Origin of the sequence: Ramlibacter sp. 2FC (assembly GCF_005503345.1) — a bacterium.
Taxonomy (GTDB): Bacteria; Pseudomonadota; Gammaproteobacteria; order Burkholderiales; family Burkholderiaceae_C; genus SCMQ01.
Map to the genome: position 1 here is coordinate 1 of NZ_SCMM01000060.1, position 25,947 is coordinate 25,947.

The window sequence follows — 25,947 nt, forward strand, 5'->3', positions numbered from 1 at the left end:
TGGCGCGCACCGCGCGCGCGACGGCGCGCGCGGCCGGCGGGCCCTGGCGGCGCACCGCGGTGCGGATCGCGCGCGTGACGCTGCGCACCGCGGCGCGGCGCACCGGGCGCGCCACGCGCGCCACCGTGGGCAGGGCGCGCCGGATCACCATGCCGGCCAGCACCGGCGCGGCGGCGTCTATGCCGTCCTCGTCCAGCCCGTCGACGAATTCGTCGAAGGCCTCGAACTCGTCGGCGCCATCGGCCAGCAGGCGGCCGGCCACGTTGGCGATGCGGCCTATCATCTGCGCCTGGGGCAGCGGGATCATGCTGGCCAGCGGGCCGATCACGCGCGCCGCGCTGCCGACGCCGCGGCCCACGCTGCGCAGCCCGCGCATGGCGCCGCCGGCGATGCGGCGCAGGCGGCTGAAGAACTCGTCGCTGTCGCCGGCGTCCATGGCCTCGGCCACCGCCTCCTCCATCGCGTCGGCGTCGTCCCAGGCCTCGTCGCCCGCGTCGATCGCGTCGCCCTCGTCCCAGGCGTTGGGGCTGTCGTACTCGTCGTACTCGTCGAAGCCCTCGTCCTCGTCGAAACCCTCGCCGCCGCCGCCCATCAGGCCGCCGGCCACGCGGCCTATGCCGCCGAGCAGCCGGCCGAGGAACTCGTCGTCGCCCTCGTCGGCGCCGTCGAATTCGTCGAACCCGTCGAATTCGTCATAGGCATCGTCGTCAAAGGCCTGACGCGACGGGCCTTCGGCGGCGTCGGACATCAGGTCATCCATCACATCGGCTTCGAATCGGTCCATGGTGCTCTCCTGGGAGGATTAACGGGGCTTGACCGTCAGGGTGACGGGTCCATCGATCTCAAAGGTACGGGGGCCCGCGAGGCGCTGCGAGGGCAGGCCGCGGCCGAGCTGGGTCGGCCGCGCCAGCGGCGCCACGGGGCGGCGGCCGCCCGCCGGCTGTGCCAGGCGGCGCAGGGTGCGCGGGCTTTGCGCCACGCGCTGCGCCGTGCGCGGCAGTCCACGCCGCACCGCCTGCGCGGCGCGCTGCGGCGTACCTGCACTGCGCGCGGCCACGCGGGCGGCCGAATGGGCCAGCCGCGGCAGCGCCTGCACCGCGCGCGGGCCCTGGCGCCGCACCAGCTCGCGCGCCGCCGCCGCGACGCCGCGCACCAGCGCGCGCCGGCCGGCCTGGCCCAGCTGGCTCACGTTGGGCAAGCCCAGGCCCCGCGCCGCGGCGCGGGCGGCCAGCGCCACCGCCGCGGGCAGCGCCTCGTCGACGCCCTCCTCGGCATACAGCTCGGCCATGGCGTCGAAGTCGTCGAACTCGTTGCCGCCGCCCATCAGCTGGCTGATCTGCGCGAACAGGCCCTGCGCGCCGCCGGCCGCGCGGCCCAGCCGGCCGGCCATGCCCTGCGCCGTGCGCGCGCCGCGGCCGATCTGGTCGAGGCCGCTGGCCACGCCGCCGGCGCCCAGCATGCGCGCCAGCCTGGCCGCGGCCGTGGCCGCCGAGGAGCTGCGACCGGCCAGGCCGCGCGCGCGCTGCGCCACCTGGGCCGCGCCGCCCAGGCCGCGGCCCGCGACACCGGCCGCGCGGCCCAGGCCGCCGAGCAGCCGGCCGAGGAACTCGTCCTCGCTGGCGGCGTCGAGGCCGTCGGCGATCTCCTCCTCGAAGGCATCCCACACCGCCATGTCGTCGGCGCCTTCGCCGAAGCCCTCGCCGCCTTCGGCCATCCAGGCGTCGCCGGCCTCGTCGAAGCCGTCGCCCAGGCTCCCGGGGCTGTCGTCGGTCTCGGAGGCGTCGAAGGCCTCGGGGCTGTCGATGTCCGTCTCGGCCGCGTCGATTTCGTCCATTGCGTCGTTGTCGAAAGGTCCGTCCATCGAATGCCTCCGTCGCTGAATGTCCAGGTGGGCGCAAGCCGCGTGGCCTCGGCGGGATGCCGGCCCGGTGCGGCCAGCCGGCCGGGCCACGTGTGCGTAGAGCAAAGCCTAGGCAGCGGAGCCAGGCGCCGCAATCCGCCTTGTCGCGGGGACAAACCGGCCGGCGCATGCGTGGCCGGGCCGATGCGCGCCCATGCCAAGGCCAGCCCGGCGTGGCGCGCACGCCTTGGCGCAGGCACATGAATGCCCGCGGATACACCCCCGCAAACGGGCGTATGCATCCATATGCAACGAATGTTGACAGCACGTGTACGAGCGCTGAAACTGAAAATCCGCGACCAGGCCAGGCGGCATCACCACCCGGGATGCGCGTCGCTTGGCTGCCCGACAGGCAAGGTCCCGGTTGCATGCCCATGTGCATGCTCGCTTGCGCCAGCCCATGCGCGGGCGGTTCGTCTGCAAGGGAGGGGCCATGAACAACAGACCGCTCGACACCCGGCTTCGCCACCGTGCGACCGTGCGCGGCGAACGTCGCTTCCTCGGCGCGTCCTGTCGTTGGCCGTGGCGGCGATGACTGGCGACCGCATCGCGCAGCACGGGGCCACAGACGAGTCGAGAGGCAAGGCCGGTGTGGCGCAGGGCGCTGCTGCGGCGCCTTGCGAGGTCGCCTGCATCGACATCGCGGGCCAGACCTGCCACCTGCTGTGCGTCGACGGCGTGCTGCCCAAGATCAGCACGTCCCGCAACGGCAGCCAGCCCAAGCTCAGCTATGCCCGCGACGAGCTGGCGAACTTCGAACTCGATGGGCACCGCTACGTGCTCGTCAAGCAGGAGGCGCCGTCGGCCCCCGAGCACGACCCCACCCTGGTGCCGGACGACGTGTGCCGGCTGCTGACCAACCGTGAGCTGCAGATCGTGCAGCTGATCTGCATGGGCTGCCTGACCAAGCAGGTCGCGGCCCGGCTGCGCCTGAGCGAGTTCACCGTGCGCTCCTACCTCAAGACCATCTACTGCAAGCTCGGCGTGCGCTCGCGCGGCGCGATGGTCTACCGCTACGCGCAGGCCTTCAAGCACAAGGGCCCGGACGGGGCTTGAGCCGGCCGGCCCCCGATCCCTGCGTTCGCCAGCCCGGGACGCGCGCAGGCGGCGGGATAGCCGGCAGGGGTCAGGCGTCAGCGGCCAGCAGCAGCGCCGCCATGCCGCCCAGCAGCAGCCCCGCCTGCGCAGCCAGCACGGCACGCAGGGTGGCGCGGCGGCGCTCCAGGCCCTGGTACAGCGCCCAACCCGCGGCCAGCGACAGGACGAAGGCCGCCAGCATGCCCAGCGCGTTGGCCAGCGGCTGGGACGGCCAGGCCCGCGCCACCAGGGCGTTGACCAGCAGGCCGACCGGGAAGTGGACCAGGAAGACCGAGTACGAGATGCGCGCCAGCGCGCTCACCCCCCGGCGCCAGGCGGCCGCCGCTGCGCGCCCGGGGTCGGTGGCCCGCGTGGCGGCCCAGACCAGCAGCAGCGCGGTCGCCAGCGCCAGCGCGATGCGCGCGCGAAAATCCAGGGCCAGCGCGGCCCCGCCCAGCACGGCCAGGGCCAGGGCACCCTGCAGAGGCCGGCGCGAATGGGCGATCCAGTACGCCAGCATGCCCAGGCCGTAAGCGCCGAAGAAATACAGCCCGCTCACGTCCAGCGCCGGCAGGCGGTTCCACCAGAACAGGGACAGGGCTGTCAGCAGGAGCACCAGCAGCGCGCCGCGCCAGGCCGCCCCCAGGACGAGCAGCAGCACCGCCATCGCGTAGAGCTGCAGGTCGATCGCCACGTACCAGACCCCGGCCGACAAGGCCTCCATGCCCAGCAGGTCCTGCAGCAGCAGGGCATGGGCGAGCAGCTGCCCCAGGCTGGGCGCGGCCGGCACCGAGTCGTGGTCCAGCCAGGGACGCACGGCAGCAGCGGCCGCCACGGCCAGCGCCAGCGCCGCCGCCAGCGGCAGCACCAGGCGCAGGTAGCGGCGCAGGATCAGGCGCAGGGGTTGCTGCGGCGCGGCGGCGCCCTGCGGCGCGAGCTGCGCCGCCGCCAGGAAGCCCCCGGCCACCAGGAACAGTTGCACCGCCATGCGGCCGTAGTCGTACAGCCAGGCGATCAGGCCCGGCGCGAGCGGATAGGCGATGTCCGACATCGGCCCGTAGAAAGCCAGGTGGTGCCAGACGATCAGCACGCAGCCGATCGCCTTCAGCAGGTCCACCGCGAACAGCCGGGTCGCCTCGGGCGCCAGCGGCCGCGCGTGCGTCTCGGGCCGCAGGTTCACAGCGCCAGGCGCTGGCGCGCCGCCTGGTACTCGCGCTTGAAGCGCGCCACCAGCTCGGCCGTGCTGACCACCTCGGTGATCGCGCCTATGCCTTGGCCGGCACCCCAGATGTCCTTCCAGGCCTTCTTGGCATCGCCGCCGAAGTTCATCTTGCTGGGGTCGGACTCGGGCAGCTTGTCCGGGTCCAGGCCCGCGGCACGGATCGAGGCCTTGAGGTAGTTGCCGTGCACGCCGGTGAACAGGCTGCTGTAGACGATCTCGTCGGAGTCGGCCTCGACGATGGCCTGCTTGTAGGCGTCGATGGCGCGCGCCTCGTGCGTGGCGATGAAGGCCGAGCCTATGTAGGCGAAGTCCGCCCCCATGGCCTGGGCCGCGAGGATGGCGTCACCCGAGGCGATCGAGCCGGACAGGGCGAGCGGGCCGTCGAACCACCGGCGGATCTCCTGCACCAGCGCGAACGGGCTCTTCACGCCCGCATGGCCGCCGGCACCGGCGGCCACCGCGATCAGGCCGTCGGCGCCCTTCTCGATCGCCTTGCGCGCGAAGCGGTTGTTGATGATGTCGTGCAGCACCACGCCGCCCCAGTCGTGCACGGCCTGGTTCACGTCCTCGCGCGCGCCCAGCGAGGTGATGACGACCGGCACCTTGTACTTGGCGCAGGCCTGCATGTCGTGCTCCAGGCGGTCGTTGCTCTTGTGCACGATCTGGTTGATCGCGAACGGCGCGGCCGGCTGCTCGGGATGGTCGCGGTTCCAGGCCGCCAGGGTCTCGGTGATCTCGGCCAGCCACTCGTCGAGCTGCGCGGCCGGGCGCGCATTGAGCGCCGGCATGGCGCCGACGATGCCGGCCTTGCACTGCTCGATGACGAGCTTGGGATTGCTGATGATGAACAGCGGCGAGCCGATCACCGGGAACGGCAGACGGGCGAGCGTGGGGGGCAGCTTGGACATGGTGTTTTCCGGAACTTGCAGGACGTTCAATTCTCGCGCTGCAGGCGACCGCGCCCCTGTCGAGGGGGCGACAGCCGCCAGGCCATGCGCCGCAGGTTCAGAAACCGTCGGGCGCGAGCGCCATCACGCTCGCGGCGCCGTCGACGATGGCGTCGCGCAGCCCCGGCACGCGGGTCAGCAGATGGTCGGCATAGAAGCGCGCGGTCACGATCTTGGCCTTCATGAAGGCCAGGTCCTGGCCCTCGGCCGCCTGCTCCTGCGCCACCAGCAGCGCGCGCGCGAGCTGCCAGCCGGCGACCAGGTTGCCCGCCAGCATCAGGTAGGGCACGCTGCCGGCGAACACGGCGTTGGGGTCGGCCTTCACATGGCCGACCACGAAGTCCACGGCCTCGAGGAAGGCCTCGCGCGCGGCCTTGAGGCGCCGCGCCACGGCCTCGGCCTCGCCGCTGCCATTGTTCAGCAGCTGGGCCTCGGTGGCCTCGATCTGGGCCGCGATGGCACGGGCCGTCTGCCCGCCGTCGCGCGCGGTCTTGCGGCCCACCAGGTCGTTGGCCTGGATCGCCGTCGTGCCCTCGTAGATGGTCAGGATGCGCGCGTCGCGGTAGTACTGCGCGGCGCCGGTTTCCTCGATGAAGCCCATGCCGCCGTGCACCTGCACGCCCAGGGAAGTCACTTCCAGGCTCATCTCGGTGGAGAAGCCCTTGACCAGCGGCACCATGAATTCGTAGAAGGCCGCGTTCTGCTTGCGGGTGGCCGGCTCGGGATGGTGGTGCGCCAGGTCGTAGGCCGCGGCGGCCACGCTGGCCATGGCGCGGCTGCCCTCGGTGAGCGCGCGCATGGTCATCAGCATGCGGCGCACGTCGGGATGGTGGATGATGGGCGCGCTGCCCGGCAGGCTGCCGTCGACCGGGCGGCTCTGCACGCGCTCGCGCGCGTAGCCCACGGCCTTCTGGTAGGCGCGCTCGGCCACCGCAATGCCCTGCACGCCGACGGCGTAGCGTGCCGAGTTCATCATGATGAACATGTACTCGAGGCCGCGGTTTTCCTCGCCCACCAGATAACCGATGGCACCGCCATGGTCGCCGTACTGCAGCACGGCCGTGGGGCTGGCCTTGATGCCGAGCTTGTGCTCGATGCTCACGCAGTGCACGTCGTTGCGCGCGCCCAGCGTGCCGTCGGCGTTGACCAGGAACTTCGGGCAAACGAACAGGCTGATACCCTTGACGCCCTCGGGCGCGCCCTGCACGCGCGCCAGCACCAGGTGCACGATGTTCTCGGTCAGGTCGTGCTCGCCGTAGGTGATGAAGATCTTGGTGCCGAAGACACGGTAGCTGCCGTCGGCCTGCGGCTCGGCGCGGCTGCGCACCAGGGCCAGGTCCGAGCCGGCCTGGGGCTCGGTCAGGTTCATGGTGCCGGTCCATTGGCCGGAAACCATCCTGGACAGGTAGCTGGCCTTGAGCTGCTCGCTGCCCGCGGTCAGCAGCGCCTCGATGGCGCCGTCGGTCAGCAGCGGGCACAGGGCGAAGCTCAGGTTGGCGGAATTGAGCATCTCGCCACAGGCCGCGCCTATGGTCTTGGGCAGGCCCTGGCCGTCGAAGTCCACCGGGTGCTGCAGGCCCTGCCAGCCGCCCGCTGCGTACTGCTGGAAGGCCTCCTTGAAGCCCGGCGTGGTCGTGACCTTGCCGTCGTGGAAGCTCGAGGGGTATTGGTCGCCCTCCCAGTTCAGCGGCGCGACCACGCCCTCGTTGAACTTGGCGCATTCCTCGAGCACGGCCTGGGCCGTCTCGAGGCCGGCCTCCTCGAAACCCGGCATCTGCGCAACCTGGTCGATGCGGGCCAGGTGCTCGATGTTGAACAGCATGTCCTTGACGGGAGCGGTGTAGCTCATCCTCGGTCTCCTCCAATGTCGTCCGGAAGCACCCGGACAAGAAAAGGGCATCGCGAACGATGCCCTTGTGCGCCTGACGGCGCTTACAGCGCCTTGACCAGTTCGGGCACGGCCTGGAACAGATCGGCCTCCAGCCCATAGTCGGCGACGCTGAAGATCGGCGCCTCCGGGTCCTTGTTGATCGCCACGATCACCTTGGAATCCTTCATGCCCGCCAGGTGCTGGATCGCACCCGAGATGCCGCAGGCGATGTACAGCTGCGGCGCCACGATCTTGCCGGTCTGGCCGACCTGCAGGTCGTTGGGGGCGTAGCCCGCGTCCACCGCCGCCCGGCTCGCGCCGATCGCCGCGCCCAGCTTGTCGGCCAGCGGCGTGATGACTTCGTTGAACTTCTCGGCCGATCCCAGGGCCCGGCCGCCCGAGACCACGATCTTGGCCGCGGTCAGCTCGGGGCGCTCGCTCTTGGCGATCTCGCTGGACACGAAGCTGCTCTTGCCGCTGTCGGCGGCTGCGGCAATGGTCTCGATGGCGGCGCTGCCGCCTTGGGCATCCGCGGCGTCGAAGCCGGTGCTGCGCACGGTGATCAGCTTCTGGGCGTCCAGGCTCTGCACGGTGGCAATCGCGTTGCCGGCGTAGATCGGGCGCTCGAAGCTGTCGGGGCTGACCACCTTGGTGATCTCGCTGACCTGGGCCAGGTCCAGCTTGGCGGCCACGCGCGGGGCGACGTTCTTGCCGCCGGCCGTCGCCGGGAACAGGATGTGGCTGTAGGCCGGTGCCAGGGCCAGCACCTGGGCGGCGATGTTCTCGGCCAGGCCATGGGCCAGGGCTTCGCCGTCGGCGTGGATCACCTTGGCGACGCCGGCTATTCTTGCGGCGGCTTGGGCGGCGGAGCCTGCGTTGTGGCCTGCCACCAGCACATGGACCTCGCCGCCGCCCAGCTTGGCGATTTCTGCCGCGGCGGTGACGGTGTTGAGGGTGGCGCCCTTGATGGTGGCGTTGTCGTGTTCGGCAATGACGAGTGCGGTCATGGTGTTTCTCCTGTTCCTTGCCTCAGATGACCTTGGCTTCGTTCTTGAGCTTGTCCACCAGGGTGGCGACGTCGGGCACCTTGATGCCGGCGCCGCGCTTGGGCGGCTCGGCGACCTTCAGGGTCTTCAGGCGCGGGGTCACATCGACGCCGAGCTCTTCCGGTTTGACGTTGTCCAGCGGCTTCTTCTTGGCCTTCATGATGTTGGGCAGCGTCACGTAGCGCGGCTCGTTCAGGCGCAGGTCGGTGGTGACCACGGCGGGCAGGGACAGGGACAGGGTTTCCAGGCCACCGTCGATCTCGCGCGTGACGCTGAGCTTGTCGCCCGCCACTTCCACCTTGGAGGCGAAGGTGGCCTGGGGCAGCTCGGCGAGAGCCGCCAGCATCTGGCCGGTCTGGTTGGCGTCGTCGTCTATGGCCTGCTTGCCCAGGATCACCAGGCCGGGTTTTTCTTTCTCGACCAGGGCCGCCAGCAGCTTGGCCACGGCCAGGGGCTGCAGTTCTTCATTCGTCTCGACCAGGATGGCGCGGTCGGCACCTATGGCCATGGCGGTGCGCAGGGTTTCCTGGCACTGGGCCACGCCGCAGGAGACGGCGATGACCTCGGTGGCCACGCCTTTTTCTCTGAGGCGCACGGCCTCCTCGACGGCAATCTCGTCGAAGGGGTTCATGCTCATCTTGACGTTGGCCAGGTCGACGCCGCTGCCGTCGCTCTTGACGCGCACCTTGACGTTGTAGTCGACCACGCGTTTGACGGGGACGAGGATTTTCATGACTGTCTCTCCGGATCGTTGCAAAAGGGTTGATTCAGTTGACGTTGACGTAAACGTCACATTCTAGGCTGCTACATGCCCAAAAAATCGAACGGTCGTTCTTTTTACGGGGATTATACGAACCATCGGCCTTGAGTTTAGACGCCGGACCCGGCTGGGTCTGTCGGGGCGACGACAGCTCGTTAACCGACCGAACAGTCGGTTAATTCGGGTAAGTCTGGACATGGAAAGCCTGGCCCCCCCGTTACAGTCGGCAGCGCAACAAAACCCCACCGGAGACCCGCTCATGAAACGCACAAGCAAGACCCTGATCGCCACCGCGGCTGCGCTGACGGCAGGACTGGCCGGCGCACAGACCGTGCTGACCGCATCCTCCTGGGTGCCGCCCTCGCACAGCCTGAGCCTGGCGCAGAAGGAGTGGTGCGAGCTGCTGGAGCAGAACACCGCGGGCAAGATGAAGTGCAACATCCTGCCGCGCGCCGTCTCGGCCCCGCCGGGCACCTACGACGCGGTCAAGAACGGCCTGGCCGACATCTCGTTCACCGTGCATGGCTACACGCCGGGCCGCTTCGTGCTGCCCCAGATGGCCGAACTGCCCTTCCTCGGCGACAACGCCGAAACCATGTGCGTGGCCTTCAACAAGGTGGCGATGAAGCACCCGCAGTTCGCGCAGGAGCACCAGGGCGTGAAGGTGCTGGCCTACTTCACGCACGGGCCCGGCATCGTGTTCAACACCAAGAAGCCGGTGGCCAAGGTCGAGGACCTCGGCGGCCTCAAGTTCCGCGTGGGCGGCGGCATGGTCAACGAGATCTCCAAGACGCTGGGCATGAACGTGACGCTCAAGCCCGCCACCGACTCCTACGAGTTGCTGTCGGGCGGCGTCATGGACGGCACGCTGTTCCCCGCCGAGTCCACCGAATCGTTCAAGATCGACAAGCTCATCAAGCACGCCACCTTCTTCCCGGGCGGCCTGTACAACACCAGCTTCGTCTTCATGATGAACCCGGCCAGGTACGACAAGCTGAGCGCCGAGGAGAAGAAGGCCGTGGACGCCATCTCGGGCGAGGTCGCGGCGCGCATCTATGGCCGCGGCTGGGACAAGGTGGACCGCCGCGGCATCGCGCTGATGCAGGCCAACAACGTGCAGATGGTCAAGGCCGACGCCAAGTTCGTGGCCGACGTGAAGGCCAAGACCAGCGCGCTCGAGCAGAAATGGGTCAAGGACGCCGAGGCCAAGGGCCTGAAGGACGCGGCCAAGGTGCTGGCCGAGTACCGCGCCGAAATCGCCAAGCTGCAGAAGTAAGCGCGCATCCCTGCGTCCCGACGCGGCGCTCACGCCCGGTGAGCGCCGCGTCTTTCTTTTCACGACTGGACTGGACCCCCGACTTGAACAAGATCCTCGACACCGCCTGCGGCCTGCTCTCGGCGGCCGCGCTGTTCGCCATCATGGCACTGACCTTTTTCGACGTGGGCGGACGCAAGCTGCTCGCCAACTCCATCCCGGGCTCGCTGGAGCTGACCGAACTGCTGATGGTGGTCGTGATCTTCTCGGCCCTGCCGCTGGTCTCGCGCCGCGGCGAGCATGTGGTGTTCGACTCGCTGGACGCCTACCTGCCCGCCGGCCTCAAGCGCCTGCAGCGCGCGGCCGTGCAGTTGCTGTGCGCGCTGGTCATGCTGGCCCTGGGCTGGCTGATGTGGGGCGCCGGCGCCGACTTCGCCGCCAGTGGCGAAACCACGGCGCAGCTGCAGATCGCCAAGGCGCCCTTCGTCTACGGCATGGGCGTCTGCTGCGTCGTCACCGGCCTGGTGCACCTGAGCCTGCTGCTGCGCCCCGCGGCGCAGGACGAGGAAGCCGAGGGAGGCGCGCTGTGACCGAGGCCCTGATCGGATTCGCCGCCATCTTCGGCCTGGCGCTGCTGCGCGTGCCGCTGGCCTTCGCCATGGGCCTGGTCGGCATCGTGGGCATTGGCCTCACGCGCGGCTGGCAGCCGGCGCTGGCCAGCACGGCCCAGGTGGTCTACGAGACCGGCTTCGCCTACACGCTGTCGGTGATCCCGCTGTTCATCCTGATGGGCAACTTCGTGGCGCGCGCCGGCCTGGCGCACGAGCTGTTCCACGCGGCCTACGTGTTCATCGGCCATGTGCGCGGCGGCCTGGCCCACGCCACCATCGCGGCCTGCGCCGGCTTCGGCGCCATCTGCGGCTCCTCGATCGCCACCGCGGCGACCATGAGCAAGGTGGCCTACCCGTCGATGAAGAAGCTGGGTTACAGCGATGCGCTGTCCACCGGGGTGATCGCCGCCGGCGGCACCCTGGGCATCATGATCCCGCCCTCCACCATCATGGTGATCTACGGCATCGTGACCGAGACCCACATCGGCAAGCTGTTTGCCGCCGGCGTGCTGCCGGGCCTGCTGACCGCGGCACTGCTGATGCTGGCCGTCGTCATCGTCACCTCGCGCGATCCCGAGCACGCCCCGGCGGGCGAACGGGCATCCTGGACCGAGCGCTGGGTCGCGCTGCGCGGCATCTGGGGCGTGCTGCTGCTGGTCATCCTGGTGCTGGGCGGCATCTACGGCGGCATCTTCACCGCCACCGAGGGCGCGGGCGTGGGCGCGGCCGGCGCCTTCCTGTTCGCGCTGGCGCGCCGCGCGCTGAGCTGGCGCTCGCTCTACGAGGTGCTGGTCGAGTCGGCGCGCACCACGGCCATGCTGTTCACGCTGCTGATCGCTGCCACGGTGTTCGCCAACTTCGTGAACTTCACCAGCATGCCCGGCGACCTCAAGGAATGGATCACCCACCTGGGCCTGTCGCCGGTCATGATCGTCGCGGCGATGATGCTGATCTACGTGATCCTGGGCACGGTGATGGAAGAGCTGACCATGGTGCTGCTGACCATACCGCTGTTCTTCCCCATCGTGGTCTCGCTGGGCTTCGATCCGGTCTGGTTCGGCGTGCTGATCGTGATGGTGATACAGATCGGCCTGGTCTCGCCGCCGGTGGGCATGAATCTGTTCGTGCTCAACACCTTGCTGCCCAAGGTCGGGCTGGCCAGCATCTTCCGCGGCGTGGGCCCGTTCGTGCTGGTGCAGGTCATCACCCTGGCCCTGCTGCTGGCCTTTCCCTGGCTCAGCCTGTGGCTGCCCTCGTTCATGGACTGAGGGCGCCTGCCGCGCTCAGCCCGCGCGCTGGTGGAGCACGCGTTGCGGGAACGGAATCTCGATGCCGTGCTCGCGCAGCGCCTGCAGGATGGCCAAGTTGATCAGCGAGCGCAGGTTGAGCTGGCCGTTCTCCGGGTCCAGGATCCAGTAGCCCAGCGTGAACTCCAGTCCGTCCGGCCCGAAGGCCGACAGCGCGGCGTTCGGCGCGGGCTCGCGCAGCACGCGCGGCTGGGCCAAGGCGGCATCGCGCAGCAGCGCCATCACCTGGTCGACGTCGCTGCCGTAGGCCACCGAGACCACCGTCGACTGCCAGACCTCGCGGTCGGCCAGCGAGAGGTTCTCCACGCGGCTGGTGATCAGCATCTCGTTGGGCACGATGGACTCGCGCCCCGTCAGCGAGCGGATCAGCGTGTAGCGCGCCTTGATGTCGGTGATGCGGCCCTCGAAGTTGTCCACGCGCACGTTGTCGCCGATGCGCATGCTGCGCTCGGCCAGGATCACGAAGCCGCTGACGTAGTTGGCCGCCAGCTTCTGCAGGCCGAAGCCGATGCCCACCCCGATCGCGCCCCCCAGCACCGACAGCGCCGTGAGGTCTATGCCCACCGCCGTCAGCGCCAGCAGCAGGCCGACGAACATCAGCAGGGCGCGCGTCGCGTTGCTCACCGCCTTGCGCAGCGACAGCTCGCTGCCGGTCGCCCGGCGCAGCAGCCGCGCCTCGATGGCCGAGGAGATCCACAGCGCGATGATCAGCACCACGCCGGCCGTGAGCGTGCCCTCGATCATGGTGCGCAGCGACAGCCGGGTGCCGCCCACCTTCCAGCCGATCTGGTCCAGCTCCTCCAGCACCAGCGGCAGCAGGCCACTGACCCAGAGCACCATGGCCAGCCAGGCCACCCAGGAAATGCTGTGCTCGAGCAGGCGCACGAAGGGCGCGCCGCCGAACGCCACCTGCAGCACCTTCACCCCCACGCGGATCGCCGCCAAGGCCATGAACACCGGCACCGCCACCTCGAGCAAGACCACCGGCAGCCAGCGCGCGATCGCGGCGCGCGCCACGAAGCTCAGCCCCAGCAGCAGCAGCGGAAACAGCGCGCCGTCGACCAGCCTGCGGCCAAACAGGATGGAGTGCTCGTCCGACACCACGGTGGTGCGGCGCAGCAGGCTCACCAGGCCCCAGGCCAGCAGCGCGCACAGCGCGATGGCCGCCAGCTCGATCAGCGAGCTCGGGTGCTGCAGCGCGGCCAGCCAGGCGTCCAGGTCGTCGATGCGGATCGGTGCGCTGTTACTCATAGTCGATGGCGGCTTGGGTCATGCGCCGATTTTGGCCCAAACCCGTGGCCGCGGCTTGACGGCGTGGCCGCTACAGGTCGGCCAGCACGCGCACATGGGCCTCGACGCTGCGCGCCAGCGCATCGAGGTTGTAGCCGCCCTCCAGGCAGCTCACGATGCGCCCCTTGGCAAAGCGCCGCGCCACGTCCTTGATGCGCGAGGTGATCCAGGTGTAGTCCTGCTCGACCAGGCCCATCTGGCCCAGGTCGTCGTCGCGGTGGGCGTCGAAGCCGGCGCTGATGAAGATCATCTCGGGCCGGTGCGCCTCCAGGCGCGGCAGCCACATCAGCTCGATCAGCTCGCGCACCGCCATGCCGCGCGTGTAGGCCGGCACCGGCACGTTGACCAGGTTGGCCGCGCTGGAGCGCGCACCGCCCTCGGGGTAGAACGGGTGCTGGAAGAAGCTCACCATCAGGATGCGCTCGTCCCCGGCCACGATGTCCTCGGTGCCGTTGCCATGGTGCACGTCGAAATCGACGATGGCCACGCGCTGCAGGCCATGGCGCTCCAGCGCGTACTTGGCGGCGATCGCCACGTTGTTGAAGAAGCAAAAGCCCATGGCCTTGTCGCGGCAGGCATGGTGGCCCGGCGGGCGCACGGCGCAGAAGGCGTTCTCCAGCTCGCCGGCCAGCACCGCGTCGGTGGCGTCTAGCGCCGCGCCGGCCGCGCGCAGCGCCGCGTCCCAGGTGTGGACGTTGAGCGCGGTGTCGGGATCGATCTGCACATGGGCCGGGCCGCCGGCCTGCATGTCCTCGCGCAGCTGCGCGCTGAGGCCGCGCAGCGCCGCGACATGCATGCGCCCGTGCGCCAGCTCGATTTCGTCCAGCGAGGCCGGCGTCGGCTCGCGGCGCTGCAGCGCATCGCCCACGCCCGTCACGAGCAGCCGGTCCTCGATCGCGTCCAGCCGCGCCGGGCATTCGGGGTGGCCCTCGCCCATCTCGTGTCGCCAGCAGTCCCTGTGGGTGTAATAGCCCGTCCGGTTCACGATGATCGCCCCCGCCTCCGCTTTTCAGATAAGGTCACGCCATGGACGCACAAGAAAAACTCGGATCCATTCTGGATCAGCTTAACACGGTGATGGTGGGCAAGGCGGACCAGGTACGGGACTGTGTGGCCTGCCTGCTGGCCGGGGGACACCTGCTGATCGAGGACGTGCCCGGCGTGGGCAAGACCACGCTGGCCCATGCCCTGGCGCGCACCTTCGGCCTGCAGTTCTCGCGCGTGCAGTTCACGGCCGACCTCATGCCCAGCGACCTGACCGGCGTCTCGGTCTACGAGCGCGGCCGCGAGGCCTTCGTGTTCCACCCGGGCCCGGTGTTCGCCCAACTGCTGCTGGCCGACGAGATCAACCGCGCCAGCCCCAAGACCCAGAGCGCCCTGCTCGAGGCCATGGAGGAAAAGCAGGTCACGGTGGAAGGCGAGACCCGCGCCCTGCCCTCGCCCTTCTTCGTGATCGCCACGCAGAACCCGCACGACCAGCTCGGCACCTATGCCCTGCCCGAGTCGCAGCTGGACCGCTTCCTGATGCGCATCTCGCTCGGCTACCCGGACCGCGCGGCCGAGCGCAGCCTGCTGGCCGGAAGCGACCGGCGCGACCTCGTGGCCCAGCTGCCTCCCCTGCTCACGGCGGCCGAGCTCATGCAACTGCAGCAGGCCGTGCAGCGCGTGCACGTGGCCGAGCCGCTGCTCGACTACGTGCAGGACCTGATCGCCGCCACGCGCTCGGGCCGCTGGTTCCTGCAGGGCCTGTCCCCGCGCGCCGGCATGGCCGTGGTGCGCGTCGCGCGCTCGCAGGCCCTGCTGGCCGGGCGCGACTACGTGGCGCCGGACGACGTGCAGGCCATCCTGCCGCAGTGCATCGCGCACCGCCTGGTGCCGGTGCGCGACGCCGGCCGCGGCGCGGTCGAGCAGGTGCGCGCGCTGATCGAGGCGGTGCCGCTGGCATGAAACGCCCCCACGCTCATCACTTCGTGTATTCGCTGCCCCCCGAGGGGGCCCAGGCCTCCTTTGGGGCGGCCCGGCAGGAGGCCTGAGTGAAGGCAGCCCGGCGCCTGCGCGAGGGCTGGCGGCGCTGGTGGCTGGCGCGCCTGCCTGCCACCGACACGCTGAGCCTGACCCAGCGCAACGTCTACATCCTGCCCACGCGCGCGGGCTGGATGCTGGCCGCCACGCTGGCGGTGCTGCTGGTGGCCTCGATCAACTACCAACTCAACCTCGGCTACCTGCTGACCTTTTTGCTCGCCGGCAGCGCGCTGGCCAGCATGCACAGCGGCCACGCCACGCTGCGCGGCCTCACCCTGCACCTGGCGCCGCCGCCGCCCTGCTTCGCGGGCAGCGCCGCCGAGCTCGAGCTAAGCCTCTCGAGCGAGCGTCGCGCGCCGCGCCACGCCATCGGCCTGGGCCTGCTGGAGCAGCCGCAGCGCGCCTGGACCGACGTGCCGGCCCAGGGCAGCGCCGTGGTCCACCTGGGCTTCACCCCGGCGCAGCGCGGGCCGCAGCGCCTGCCCGCCCTGTGCGCCGAAACCCGCTTTCCGCTCGGCGTGTTCCATGTCTGGACCCTGTGGCGCCCGGCCGCGCCGCTGCTGGTCTACCCGGCGCCCGAATTCCCGGCCCCGCCGCTGCCGCCGGGCCAGGCGCGTGGCGCGGTCTCGGCCAGCGCCCCGGCGCAGCCCGACGGCGACTTCGACGGCGTGCGCAGCTACCGGCGCGGCGATCCGCTCAAGCGCGTGGTCTGGAAAAAGTTCGCCCGGGCCGACGAACTGGTCAGCCGCGACAGCCCGCCGGCTCCGTCCCAGGAGCTCTGGCTGGATTGGGAACAGGCCGGCCCCAGGGAGACGGAAGCGCGCCTGTCGCGCCTGTGCGCCTGGGTGCTGGCGGCCGACCGCCTGGGCCTGAGCTACGGCCTGCGCCTGCCCGGGCAGGAGATCGCCCCCGCCGCGGGCGAGGCCCACAAGCGCCAATGCCTGGAGGCCTTGGCAAGATGCTGAGCCGGAATGACGCCCCCCACGCTCGGCACTTCGTGTCCTCGCTGCCCCCCGAGGGGGCGCAGCCCGGCTTGGGGCGGCCCGGCGCCGGACCGAGGTCCCACCTGCCGCGCGAGGCGCGCGACACCCTGTTCCTGCTGGCCGTGATCGCCTGGGTGATCCTGCCGCAGCTGGGCAACCTGCCCCCCTGGTGCGGGGCCCTGGCCGCGGGCGTGCTGGCCTGGCGCGGCTGGCTGGCCGTCGCCGCCCGGCCGCTGCCGGGCCGCTGGTGGCTGCTGGGCCTGCTGGCCCTGACCCTGGGCGCCACCTACGCCACCCACCGCACCCTGCTCGGGCGCGACGCCGGCGTGACGCTGATCGTGGTGCTGCTCACGCTCAAGACCCTGGAGCTGCGCGCGCGGCGCGACGCCTTCGTGGTGTTCTTCCTGGGCTTCTTCACCATGCTCACCAACTTCTTCTACTCGCAGTCGCTGCCCACGGCCGCGGCCATGCTGGTGGCGCTGCTGGGCTTGCTGACCGCGCTGGTCAACGCCCACCTGCCGGTGGGCCGCCCGCCGCTGGTACAGGCCATGAAGACCGCCGGCAGCCTGGCGCTGTGGGGTGCGCCGGTCATGGCCCTCATGTTCCTGCTGTTTCCGCGCCTGCCGCCGCTGTGGGGCATCCCCGGCGACGCCATGAGCGGGCGCAGCGGCTTGTCGGCCAGCATGCAGGTCGGCAACCTCGCGCGCCTGGCGCTGGACGAAAGCATTGCCATGCGCGTGCGCTTCGACGGGCCGGTGCCGCCCCAGCAGGACCTGTATTTCCGCGGCCCGGTGCTCAGCCAGTTCGACGGCCGCGAATGGCGGCCGCTGCAGCCGCGCCTGGGCTCGCGCTTTTCGCCCGGCCTGGGGGGCCGCGCCAACCTGCAGCCGCTGGGCGCCCCGGTGCGCTACGAGGTGACGCTGGAGCCCAGCAACCGTCCCTGGCTGTTCGTGCTCGACGCCGCCGCCCTGCCGCCCACCCTGCCGGGCCTGTCCAGCTTCATGACCGCCGAGCTGCAGTGGATCGCCAGCCAGCCCATCACCGACCTGGTGCGCTACCGCGCCGAAAGCCATCCGGTGTTCCGCCACGGCCCGCTCAGCGCCGCGGCCCTGTGGCCCGAGTACCGCGAGCTGCCGCCCGGCTTCAACCCGCGCACCCTGCAATGGGCCACCGAGCTGCGGCGCGCCCACGGCGACCAAGGCGACGCGGCCCTGGTGCGCGCGGCGCTGGACCGGCTGCGCAGCGGCGGCTACCTCTACACCCTGGAGCCCGGCGTCTACGGCGAGCACAGCGCGGACGAATTCTGGTTCGACCGCAAGCAGGGCTTTTGCGAGCACATCGCCTCGGCCTTCGTGGTGCTGATGCGCGCCATGGACATTCCCGCGCGCATCGTCACCGGCTACCAGGGCGGCGAGCGCAACCCGGTGGACGGCTTCTGGGTGCTGCGGCAAAGCGACGCCCATGCCTGGGCCGAGGTCTGGCTGGCCGGCCGCGGCTGGCAGCGCGTGGACCCGACCTCGGCCGTGGCCCCGGGCCGCACCGGCGCCTTCCAGCGCCTCACGCCGGCGCCCGGCGCCGTGGCCGCGGTGCTGGGCCAGGTGAGCCCCGACCTCGCGGCCAGCCTGCGCGCGGCCTGGGAGGCGCTGAACAACGGCTGGAACCAGTGGGTGCTGAACTACACGCAGAGCAAGCAGCTGGACCTGCTCAAGCGCCTGGGCTTCAGCTCGCCCAACTGGCAGGACCTGGGCCTGCTGCTGATTGCCATCGTCGTGGCCGCCAGCCTGGGCGCCGCCGCCTGGACCCTGCTCGAGCGCCGGCGCCAGGACCCCTGGCTGCGCCTGCTGGCGCGCGCGCGCCAGCGCCTGGCCGCCGCCGGCCTGGCCCTGCCCGCCCAGGCGCCGCCGCGCGAGCTGGCGCGCGCGCTGCAGCCGCTGCCCCCCACGCAGCGCCAGGCCCTGCAGGACTGGCTGCTGCGCCTGGAGCGCCTGCGCTACGCCCCCGGCGCGGCCGACAGCCCTCGCCCTGGCCTCGCTACACTGCGTCGAGAATTCAGAAAACTGCCCTGGCCCCGTTGACCGCCCATCCCATGCCGCTCTCGCTACGACTGCCCCTGCGCCCCCTTGCCAAGACCCTGCTGCTGGCCACCGCCCTGGCCCTCGCCACCGGCGCCGCCGCCCGCACGCCTCAGAAGGCCCCCAAGAAGAAACTGCAACTCAAGAAGGTTCAGTTTTCGCCGCGCAATGGCGTCCGCGAGCCCGTGCAGGGCCCGGCCTATGCCACCCGCGAAGAGGTGATGCGCTTTGCCGACGACCTGGCCGAGCGGCGCGACCTGAACCGCGAATGGGTGCGCCAGGCCATAGGCCAGGCCGCCTTCCTGCCCTCGGTGCCGCGCCTCATGCTGCCGCCGCCCACCGGCACCGCCAAGAACTGGCGCGCCTACCGCAGCCGCTTCATCGACCCGCTGCGCGTGCGCGCCGGCGTGCGCTTCTGGCAGGCCCACCGCGAGACCCTGGCGCGCGCCGAGCAGGAATACGGCGTGCCGGCCGAGATCATCGTCGGCATCATCGGCGTGGAGACCATCTACGGCCAGCAGATGGGCAACTTCCGCGTGCTCGACGCCCTGTCCACGCTGGCCTTCGACTTCCCTGCCGAGCACCCGCGCGCGGCCGAGCGCCAGGCCTTCTTTCGCGGCGAGCTCGAGCAGTTCCTCAGCCTCAGCCACCGCAGCGGCATGGACCCGCTGGCGCCGCGCGGCAGCTACGCCGGCGCCATGGGCATGCCGCAGTTCATGCCCACCAGCTGGGTGCGCTACGCGGTCGACTTCGACGGCGACGGCCGCATCGACCTGTTCGGCAGCGCGGCCGACGCCATCGGCTCGGTCGCCAGCTACTTCAAGGCCTTCAACTGGCAGCCCGGCATGCCCACCCACTACCCGGTGCGCTTCGACGAGGGCCGCCTGGACAAGGAAGCCCTGCTCGCCCCCGACATCCTGCCCAGCTTCAGCGTGGAGAGCTTCGCCGCCAAGGGCGCACTGCTCGACGGCGAGGCGCAGAAACACCCGGGCCCGCTGGCCCTGATCGAGCTGCAGAACGGCGAGGACCCGCCCAGCTACGTGGCCGGCACCGAGAACTTCTACGCCATCACGCGCTACAACTGGAGCAGCTACTACGCAATGGCGGTGATCGAGCTGGGGCGGGAGGTGGCGGGGGCGATGGGGCGTTGAGGCAGGGTTTACCGCTCAGTCCAGTGTGAGCGGTGCTCCGGCCAGCTTATGCGCGGGAACGGCCGAAAAACGACGGGCGATGTTGCGGCGAAGATCGGACCGTCAAAGGGCGAGACGTGCCCAAAGGCGCCCGTGGCGATTTTCAGGTCGAACGACCGGTCCACCTTGGAACCCGTCGTTCGCAGAAGTCGTCGAGAAATCGGAGTTCGGCGTTCCGCAAACCCACTCTTGTGGCACGAAGCTGCGTGAGTTGGAATCCACCCAGACGCAGGTTCAGAACAACCTGGAGAGCCAGCGCCGGCAGTACGACTAGGTTGAAGAGGCACGCCGCCGCGGGTTTGTGCCGGGGAAGTCGGCGCCGTGTTGTGTTTCGACGCCTCGCGGCTGGCCCGCAACGGTCGAGACTGGCACCATCTCCTGGAGCTGTGCGGCTTGGTCGAGGCCTGGGTCATTGACCTGGATGGCGTCTACGACCCGTGTCGCCCCAACGATCGGCTGTTGCTGGGCATGAAGGGCAGTATCAGCGAGTTCGAGCTCGGTGTACTCAGGGCGCGCATGTTCGATGCAGCCCGCGCCAAAGCCCAGCGCGGTGAACTGGGCATCAGCGTTCTCATTGACTACGTGTGGCATCGGGAGATCGGCCTGGGGTTCGATCCGGATTTGCGCCTGCAGGAGGCGATTCGGCTGATCTTCGCTCGTTTCCGCAAGCTGGGCAGCGCCCGCCAGGTCCTGCCGTCTGAGGACCAGGGAGATTGCCCGATATTGGGGCAGCGGCTCTGCGACCGCTGTTGGCCGGGAGTTCGACCTCCCGCTGAATCCGCAGTACGCTGGTACGCAGTCATGGATCCGGTGGGTGCCAGGGGTGGCCTTGGTCTCGCTGGATGGACGGAACCCCGTCCTCTTTCCTAGGAGACCATGATGGATGCAATAACCACGAGCGCAAGGCGTGAACCCTGGAACAAAGGCAAGCTGGTTGGACAAAAGGCGCCGCTCAAGCCGAAGGACATCTGGGCGATCCGGCTTTGCCTTCAGATGCAGCGTCGCATTAAGGAGCTCGCGCTGTTTAACCTTGGCTTCGATAGCAAGCTTCGAGGATGCGATCTCGTCGCAATCCGTGTGAGGGACGTCTGCCACGGTGACAGAGTCGCGAATCGGGCCATCGTCATGCAGCGCAAGACCCAGCGACCCGTCCAGTTCGAAATCACGCCAACCACCCGGGAAGCCGTCGAGGCGTGGATTCGTGAGGCTGGCCTGCGCCCAGACGATTACCTGTTCCCCAGCCGAGTTCACCGGTCCCCGCACATTGGCACCCGCCAGTACGCGCGGATCCTGCATGGATGGGTAGATCAGATCGGACTTGACGCAAGGGAGTACGGAACCCACTCCATGCGGCGCAGCAAGGCGTCGATGATCTACAAGAAGACCAAGAACCTCCGGGCAGTCCAAATCTTACTCGGGCATACCAAGCTCGAGAGCACGGTGCGCTACTTGGGTATCGAGGTAGACGACGCGCTAGACCTCGCGGAGCAACTTGAGGTCTGATAAAGCCCATTCACAGCGCCCTCCCGGGCGCTGTCGACCCGCTGCTGCCGCCAGCACTCGAAAAGGCCGGCCGTCCGCGAACTGGGAGGACGGCCAGGAGCTGTCCGCCGCCGACCTGGCACAGCGCATGCGCTGCACCGCCACCGTCGTCTACCGCCGAGAGAAAACGGGCGAGTTCTTCGCGATCCTGGCGCCGGCGCGGGTGGCCGAACTCTCCCGGGCGGGCGAGCTCAAGGCCATCTGGATGCCCGACGAAGCCCACGAGGCGCAATCTCTGGCGGGCGCGCGAAGACGCGGTCAACATGCGGCTGAAGGCGCGCCAACAGCTCAAGGCATTCCTGCTGCGCCAGGACCGACGCTATGCCGGCAAGACGTCCTGGACCAAGATGCATCAACGCTTGATCGCAGATCAGCGCTTTGGCCACGCAGCAGACCAGATCGCGCTGACGGAGTACCAACTGGCAGTGCAAGCGGCAGAGGAGCGCGTGCAGCGGCTGACGGCTGCGCCGCAGCAGGCAGTCCAAGGCTGGCGCTTCGAGCCGGTCGTGGCGGCACTGCGGGCGCTGCGCGGCATTGACACCGTCAGCGCCATCGGCTTGGTCTGCGAGATCGGGGACATCGGCCGCTTCGGCAGTGCGCGCCAGCTCATGGGCTACCTCAGACTCGTGCCCTCGGAGCATTCCAGCGGGAACAGCGTGCGCCGCGGCTCGATCACCAAGATCGGCAACCCTCACACCCGGCGCCTGCTGACCGAGGCGGCGTGGAACTACCGTCTCCCGGCGCGCCTCAGCAACGAGTTGCGTGACCGCAGCAAGGCGCTGCCGCCGGACATCCGTACTCACGCGTGGAAGGCCCAGGTGCGCTTGTGCGGGCGGTTCGCGCAACTGTCCAGCCGAGGCGTGCAGGACAACAAGGTCTGCGTGGTGGTGGCGCGGGAGTTGGCTGGATTTGTCTGGGCCATCGCCCAACAGGCGGCGTCCAGACCTGCAGCACGATAGTTTCCGCCAGTGGCATGAGGTGATACGGCACGATCACGATAGGAAGAATCCTCACCGAAACTATCCACAGAACCCCTTGGGAAACCTGCGCCACTAGAGCGAGGCAGATTCCATGACGGATCGATGCACGGTGGAAACCAACCCACGGACATCAGTCTGATCCATCGTCGCAGCAGCAGACTTGTGCCGTATCACCCCTTGTCGCTGGCCAAATATCGCAATCCCGTGCCCCTTGACGGGAGCGTCCATATCAGTGTCGGAAGAGCTCTCCCGCGTCGCGTCATGATGATTCCCTATCCATCCATTGAAGGAAAATATCACCACTTTCTGAGGTTTCAGAGAGAAGACCTTCAGGGAAGTGGTGACACAATCAGTTCAGCGGATGATGGACCAGGTCCGGCGCCAAGGCGCTGACCGCCTGGAAATGCGTGAGGTACACGCGACGGCCCAAGTAGCGCAGCAGCTCGGTGCGCTGCAGCTTGTCCATCACCGGACCCTTGACCTCCGACAGGTGCAGCGAGATGCCGGCCTCGCGCAGCCGGTGGTCGATGGCCTCCAGGCTCTCCAGCGCACTGGCATCGATGTCGTTGATGGCCGAGCATTGCAGCACCACGTGGCGCAGCTGCGGGTTGGCGGCGACCTCGTCGTTGACCCGGTCCTCGAGCGCCCTGGCGTTGGCGAAGTACAGGCTCTCGTCGACGCGCAGGCTCAGCAGCTGCGGCGAGGTCTGGACCGCATGGCGCCGCACGTTCCTGAAATACTCGGTGCCCGGTACCAGGCCGACCTCAGCGATGTGCGGGCGGCTGCTGTGATGGAGGTGGAGCGCGAGCGACAGCGTCACGCCGACCATCAGGCCCTGCTCCACGCCGAGCAGCAGCGTACCCCCCAGCGTGGCCGCGACCGCGGCGAAGTCCGCCTTGGCGTAGCGCCAGGTGCGCAGCAGCATGCCGAAGTCCACCAGGGACAGCACGGCGACGACGATGGTCGCGGCCAGCGTGGCCTGAGGCAGGTAGTGCAGCGCCGGTGTCAGAAGCAGCGAGGCGGCCAGCAGGCCCAGGGCCGTGAACACACCCGCCGCGGGCGTCTGGGCGCCGGCGTCGAAGTTCACCACCGAGCGCGCGAAGCCGCCCGTGACCGGAAAGCCCCCGGTGAAGGCGGCCGCGAGGTTGCTGGCGCCCAGGGCCACAAGCTCCTGGTCGGGCCCGATGCGCTGGCGCCGCTTGGCCGCCAGGGTCTGGCCGACCGAGACCGACTCCACGAAGCCCACGACGCCGATCAGCAGCGCGGGCACCGCCAGCTGCCGCCACAGCGCCGGGTCCCAGGCCGGCCATGTCAGCGGCGGCAGGCCCTGCGGGACATGGCCGACGATCTTCAGGCCCTGGCCGGACCAGTCCAGCGCCCAGGCCAGGCCGGTTGTCAGCGCGATCGCGCCCACGGGCCCCGCCTTGGCCAGCATGTCGGCCGCCAGCGGCGCCAGGCCCAGGCGAAGCAGCAGGCGCGTGGCGCTCTTTCGCGCCCAGAACAGGAAGGCCACGCAGCCCGCGCCGACAGTGAGGGTGAGCCCATGCGCCCGGGGCAACTGCTGGGCCAGCGCCCACAGCAACTGCGGCAGGTTGTGCCCCTCGGCCTTGACACCCAGTAGCGTCCTGAGCTGGCTGGCGGCGATCAACAGGCCCGAGGCGGTGATGAAGCCAGAGATCACGGGATGGCTCAGGAAGTTGGCCAGAAAGCCCAGCCGCAGCAGGCCCATGGCCAGCAGCATGGCGCCGCTCAGGAACGCCAGGGTGATGGCCACCTGCCAGTAGGCGGGCGTTTCCGGCGCGGCAAGGTCGCCGATCGCGGCCGCCGTCATCAGCGACACCACGGCCACCGGGCCCACGGCCAGTACGCGGCTGCTGCCGAACACCGCATAGAGCAGCAGCGGCGCCACGCTGGCGTAAAGGCCCACCTCGGGCGGCAGGCCAGCCAGCAGCGCGTAGGCCAGGCTTTGCGGGATCAGCATGATGGTGACGATCAGGGCCGCCACCGCGTCGCCGACCAGCGTCGCGCGCGTGTACTGCCGGCCCCATTCGAGGCAGGGAAGGCTGGGCCACCAGCGCCTCATGGCTCAGCCCTGCATCTCGGGCTGGGCCAGCCACTCGCGGCCCTTGAGCATGCCTTGCCAGTACAGCGGCGGGAGGATGCGCTCCTTGAGCCACCAGGCCAGGCGCGAGGGCCGGGTGCCGTCGATGAACCAGCCGGGGAAGCTGGGCGCCAGCTTGCCGCCATAGGTGAACTCGGCCAGCACGATCCTGCCGCGCTCCACCGTCAGCGGGCAGGAGCCGTAGCCGTCGTAGCGCGCCTCGCCGCGGGCGACGCCGCGCAGCGCCAGCACATTGTGCGCCACCGTCGGCGCCTGCTTGCGCGTCGCGGCCGCAGTCTTGGCATTGGGCGTGTTGGCTGCGTCGCCCAGGGAGAACACGTTGGGAAAGCGCTTGTGCTGCAGCGTGTGCCGATCCACATCGACCCAGCCGGCCGCGTCGGCCAGCGGGCTGACGCGCACGAAGTCGGGAACCTTCTGCGGCGGCACGACGTGCAGCATGTCGAAGCCGCGCTCGATCTCCTCCGCGCTGCCATCGGCCTGGGCGCGCCGCAAGCGCGCGACTTGGCGGGGGCCGTCGACAGCGACCAGCGTTTCGCCGAAGTTCAGGTGGATGCCATAGCGCCCCACATAGTCCATCAGCGCCGGCACATAGTCGGCCACGCCGAACAGCACGGCGCCGGCGTTGCAGAACTGGATGTCCACCCGGTCCAGAACACCCGCTCGCCGCCATTGGTCGGCCGAGAGGTACATGGCCTTCTGCGGCGCGCCGGCGCATTTGATCGGCATGGGCGGCTGGGTGAAGACCGCCCGGCCGCCACCGGCGCGCTGCAGCTGCTGCACCATCTGCCAGGTGTAGGGCGCGAGGTCGTAGCGGTAGTTGGACGTGACGCCATGGCGGCCCAGGAACTCGGCCAGGCCTTCGACGGCGCCCCAGTCCAGCTTGAGGCCGGGACACACGATCAGCTGCTCGTACCTGACGACGCGGCAGCCGTCCAGGATCACCGCGTTGCGCTCCGGCTCGAAGGCCGCCACCGCGGACTTGATCCAGTGCACGCCGCGCGGCAGCACCGAGGCCATGGTTCTGGCGGTGGTCGCCGGGTCGAACACGCCGCCGCCGACCAGGGTCCAGCCGGGCTGGTAGTAATGGATGTCGGCCGGGTCGATCATCGCGATGTCCAGGTCGGGGGCGCGGGCCAGCAGACTGGACGCCACCGCGATGCCGGCGGCGCCGCCGCCAACGATCACGACGGCGTGGCTCGCATCGGCGACTTCGACCGGGGTCTTGCCGCCGTTGACGATGCGCCGCACCACGCCTCGAAGGTCATAGCCGGCGGCGCTGGCGCGCTCGATGATCTGCGGCAAGGGCAACATGCCCGCCTGCGACAGGGCCCACATGGTGGTCGAGCGCAAGCCGGTGCGGCAGTAGGCGAGGATGGGCTTGGGCAGCTCGTCGAGCAAGGCGCCGAAGGCTCGGCCTTGCTCGTCGCTGACCTTGCCGGACTCGGCCGGCAGATAGCGCACCGCCAGCCCATGCGCCCGGGCGGCGCGGCCGATTTCCTGGAAGCCGGGCTGGTCGGGCCCCTCGCCGTCGGGGCGGTTGCAGATCAGGGCCCGGTAGCCGGCCTCGGCCAAGTCCCGTACGTCGTCCGGGCGGATTTGAGGCGCGACCGATAGCTCGGCCGTGAGTTGTCGCAGTTCCATGCTTGTCTTATATGGATGCCTCCCGGATAGCAAGAAGAATTTGTGTTGTGCTGCGAAGAAGTCGGCTGCGTCCTTATATCCGGCCTTGATTGCGTGGTTCACCTGGTTGC

At 69.8% G+C, this 25,947-nt stretch carries 20 protein-coding genes and 2 pseudogenes; 11 read left to right on the top strand and 11 right to left on the bottom strand.

What is annotated here, in order from left to right; all coding sequences use genetic code 11:
* Nucleotides 1–784 (bottom strand): annotated as a pseudogene (locus FFS10_RS19685) (hypothetical protein); the annotation flags it as partial.
* An 18-nt stretch (nt 785–802) separates the two neighbouring features.
* Nucleotides 803–1,861 (bottom strand): hypothetical protein, encoded by a 1,059-nt coding sequence (locus FFS10_RS19690; RefSeq protein ID WP_137896307.1) that lies wholly within the window; start codon nt 1,859–1,861, stop codon nt 803–805.
* 570 nt (nt 1,862–2,431) lie between these two features.
* Here FFS10_RS19690 and FFS10_RS23040 point away from each other — a divergent pair.
* The gene (locus tag FFS10_RS23040; protein WP_171016179.1) at nt 2,432–2,956 is read left to right on the top strand and encodes a helix-turn-helix transcriptional regulator; all 525 of its coding nucleotides are present in this window, start codon (nt 2,432–2,434) and stop codon (nt 2,954–2,956) included.
* 70 nt (nt 2,957–3,026) lie between these two features.
* Here the strand turns inward: FFS10_RS23040 and FFS10_RS19700 are convergent, their stop codons facing one another.
* The 5 genes from FFS10_RS19700 to FFS10_RS19720 all read right to left on the bottom strand — a co-directional run bounded on the left by FFS10_RS19700 (nt 3,027) and on the right by FFS10_RS19720 (nt 8,795).
* Nucleotides 3,027–4,157 carry an acyltransferase family protein gene (locus FFS10_RS19700; RefSeq protein WP_502702897.1) on the bottom strand — a complete coding sequence of 377 codons (1,131 nt, stop codon included), beginning with the start codon at nt 4,155–4,157 and terminating at the stop codon, nt 3,027–3,029.
* The gene (locus FFS10_RS19705; RefSeq protein ID WP_137896309.1) at nt 4,154–5,107 is read right to left on the bottom strand and encodes an NAD(P)H-dependent flavin oxidoreductase; all 954 of its coding nucleotides are present in this window, start codon (nt 5,105–5,107) and stop codon (nt 4,154–4,156) included. The genes FFS10_RS19700 and FFS10_RS19705 overlap by 4 nt, the downstream gene beginning before the upstream one ends.
* A 97-nt stretch (nt 5,108–5,204) precedes the next feature.
* Complete coding sequence (locus FFS10_RS19710; RefSeq protein ID WP_137896310.1) at nt 5,205–6,995, bottom strand: acyl-CoA dehydrogenase; 1,791 nt, start codon at nt 6,993–6,995, stop codon at nt 5,205–5,207.
* Between the two features lie 83 nt (nt 6,996–7,078).
* The gene (locus FFS10_RS19715; RefSeq protein ID WP_137896311.1) at nt 7,079–8,023 is read right to left on the bottom strand and encodes an electron transfer flavoprotein subunit alpha/FixB family protein; all 945 of its coding nucleotides are present in this window, start codon (nt 8,021–8,023) and stop codon (nt 7,079–7,081) included.
* A 22-nt stretch (nt 8,024–8,045) separates the two neighbouring features.
* On the bottom strand, nt 8,046–8,795 hold the full coding sequence (locus FFS10_RS19720) for an electron transfer flavoprotein subunit beta/FixA family protein (RefSeq protein WP_137896312.1): 750 nt from the start codon (nt 8,793–8,795) through the stop codon (nt 8,046–8,048).
* Nucleotides 8,796–9,081: 286 nt separating this feature from the next.
* On the opposite strand from FFS10_RS19720, the gene FFS10_RS19725 reads away from it, so the two are divergent.
* The 3 genes from FFS10_RS19725 to FFS10_RS19735 all read left to right on the top strand — a co-directional run bounded on the left by FFS10_RS19725 (nt 9,082) and on the right by FFS10_RS19735 (nt 11,956).
* Nucleotides 9,082–10,098 carry a TRAP transporter substrate-binding protein gene (locus tag FFS10_RS19725; protein ID WP_137896313.1) on the top strand — a complete coding sequence of 339 codons (1,017 nt, stop codon included), beginning with the start codon at nt 9,082–9,084 and terminating at the stop codon, nt 10,096–10,098.
* An 83-nt stretch (nt 10,099–10,181) separates the two neighbouring features.
* Nucleotides 10,182–10,667, top strand: a complete 486-nt coding sequence (locus tag FFS10_RS19730) for a TRAP transporter small permease (protein ID WP_249931364.1) — start codon at nt 10,182–10,184, stop codon at nt 10,665–10,667.
* Nucleotides 10,664–11,956 carry a TRAP transporter large permease gene (locus tag FFS10_RS19735; RefSeq protein ID WP_137896314.1) on the top strand — a complete coding sequence of 431 codons (1,293 nt, stop codon included), beginning with the start codon at nt 10,664–10,666 and terminating at the stop codon, nt 11,954–11,956. The genes FFS10_RS19730 and FFS10_RS19735 overlap by 4 nt, the downstream gene beginning before the upstream one ends.
* 15 nt (nt 11,957–11,971) lie before the next feature.
* On the opposite strand, the gene FFS10_RS19740 is transcribed toward FFS10_RS19735, so the two are convergent.
* Nucleotides 11,972–13,246, bottom strand: a complete 1,275-nt coding sequence (locus FFS10_RS19740; RefSeq protein ID WP_137896315.1) for a mechanosensitive ion channel family protein — start codon at nt 13,244–13,246, stop codon at nt 11,972–11,974.
* Nucleotides 13,247–13,316: 70 nt separating this feature from the next.
* Nucleotides 13,317–14,222: a histone deacetylase family protein gene (locus FFS10_RS19745; protein ID WP_171016180.1), complete on the bottom strand. Its 906-nt coding sequence runs from the start codon at nt 14,220–14,222 to the stop codon at nt 13,317–13,319.
* Nucleotides 14,223–14,311: 89 nt separating this feature from the next.
* On the opposite strand from FFS10_RS19745, the gene FFS10_RS19750 reads away from it, so the two are divergent.
* The 7 genes and pseudogenes from FFS10_RS19750 to FFS10_RS19780 all read left to right on the top strand — a co-directional run.
* Complete coding sequence (locus FFS10_RS19750) at nt 14,312–15,232, top strand: AAA family ATPase (RefSeq protein ID WP_137896317.1); 921 nt, start codon at nt 14,312–14,314, stop codon at nt 15,230–15,232.
* Between the two features lie 86 nt (nt 15,233–15,318).
* A complete protein-coding gene (locus tag FFS10_RS19755) occupies nt 15,319–16,272 on the top strand; it encodes a DUF58 domain-containing protein (RefSeq protein WP_137896318.1) in 954 nt (317 codons plus the stop codon).
* A gap of 41 nt (nt 16,273–16,313) precedes the next feature.
* The gene (locus FFS10_RS19760; protein WP_249931367.1) at nt 16,314–18,365 is read left to right on the top strand and encodes a transglutaminase TgpA family protein; all 2,052 of its coding nucleotides are present in this window, start codon (nt 16,314–16,316) and stop codon (nt 18,363–18,365) included.
* A 218-nt stretch (nt 18,366–18,583) separates the two neighbouring features.
* A complete protein-coding gene (gene mltB / locus FFS10_RS19765) occupies nt 18,584–19,513 on the top strand; it encodes a lytic murein transglycosylase B (RefSeq protein WP_249931368.1) in 930 nt (309 codons plus the stop codon).
* Nucleotides 19,514–19,873: 360 nt separating this feature from the next.
* The gene (locus FFS10_RS23225) at nt 19,874–20,422 is read left to right on the top strand and encodes a recombinase family protein (RefSeq protein ID WP_249931365.1); all 549 of its coding nucleotides are present in this window, start codon (nt 19,874–19,876) and stop codon (nt 20,420–20,422) included.
* Between the two features lie 9 nt (nt 20,423–20,431).
* Nucleotides 20,432–21,055 carry a tyrosine-type recombinase/integrase gene (locus FFS10_RS19775; RefSeq protein ID WP_137896325.1) on the top strand — a complete coding sequence of 208 codons (624 nt, stop codon included), beginning with the start codon at nt 20,432–20,434 and terminating at the stop codon, nt 21,053–21,055.
* Nucleotides 21,056–21,251: 196 nt separating this feature from the next.
* Nucleotides 21,252–22,053, top strand: a pseudogene (locus FFS10_RS19780) (IS110 family RNA-guided transposase); the annotation flags it as partial.
* Nucleotides 22,054–22,423: 370 nt separating this feature from the next.
* Here the strand turns inward: FFS10_RS19780 and FFS10_RS19785 are convergent.
* Nucleotides 22,424–24,157 carry a SulP family inorganic anion transporter gene (locus tag FFS10_RS19785; RefSeq protein ID WP_137896320.1) on the bottom strand — a complete coding sequence of 578 codons (1,734 nt, stop codon included), beginning with the start codon at nt 24,155–24,157 and terminating at the stop codon, nt 22,424–22,426.
* 3 nt (nt 24,158–24,160) lie between these two features.
* Entirely contained in the window at nt 24,161–25,837 is a 1,677-nt protein-coding gene (locus FFS10_RS19790) for a bifunctional protein tyrosine phosphatase family protein/NAD(P)/FAD-dependent oxidoreductase (RefSeq protein WP_137896321.1), read from the bottom strand.
* Nucleotides 25,838–25,947: the final 110 nt, after the last annotated feature.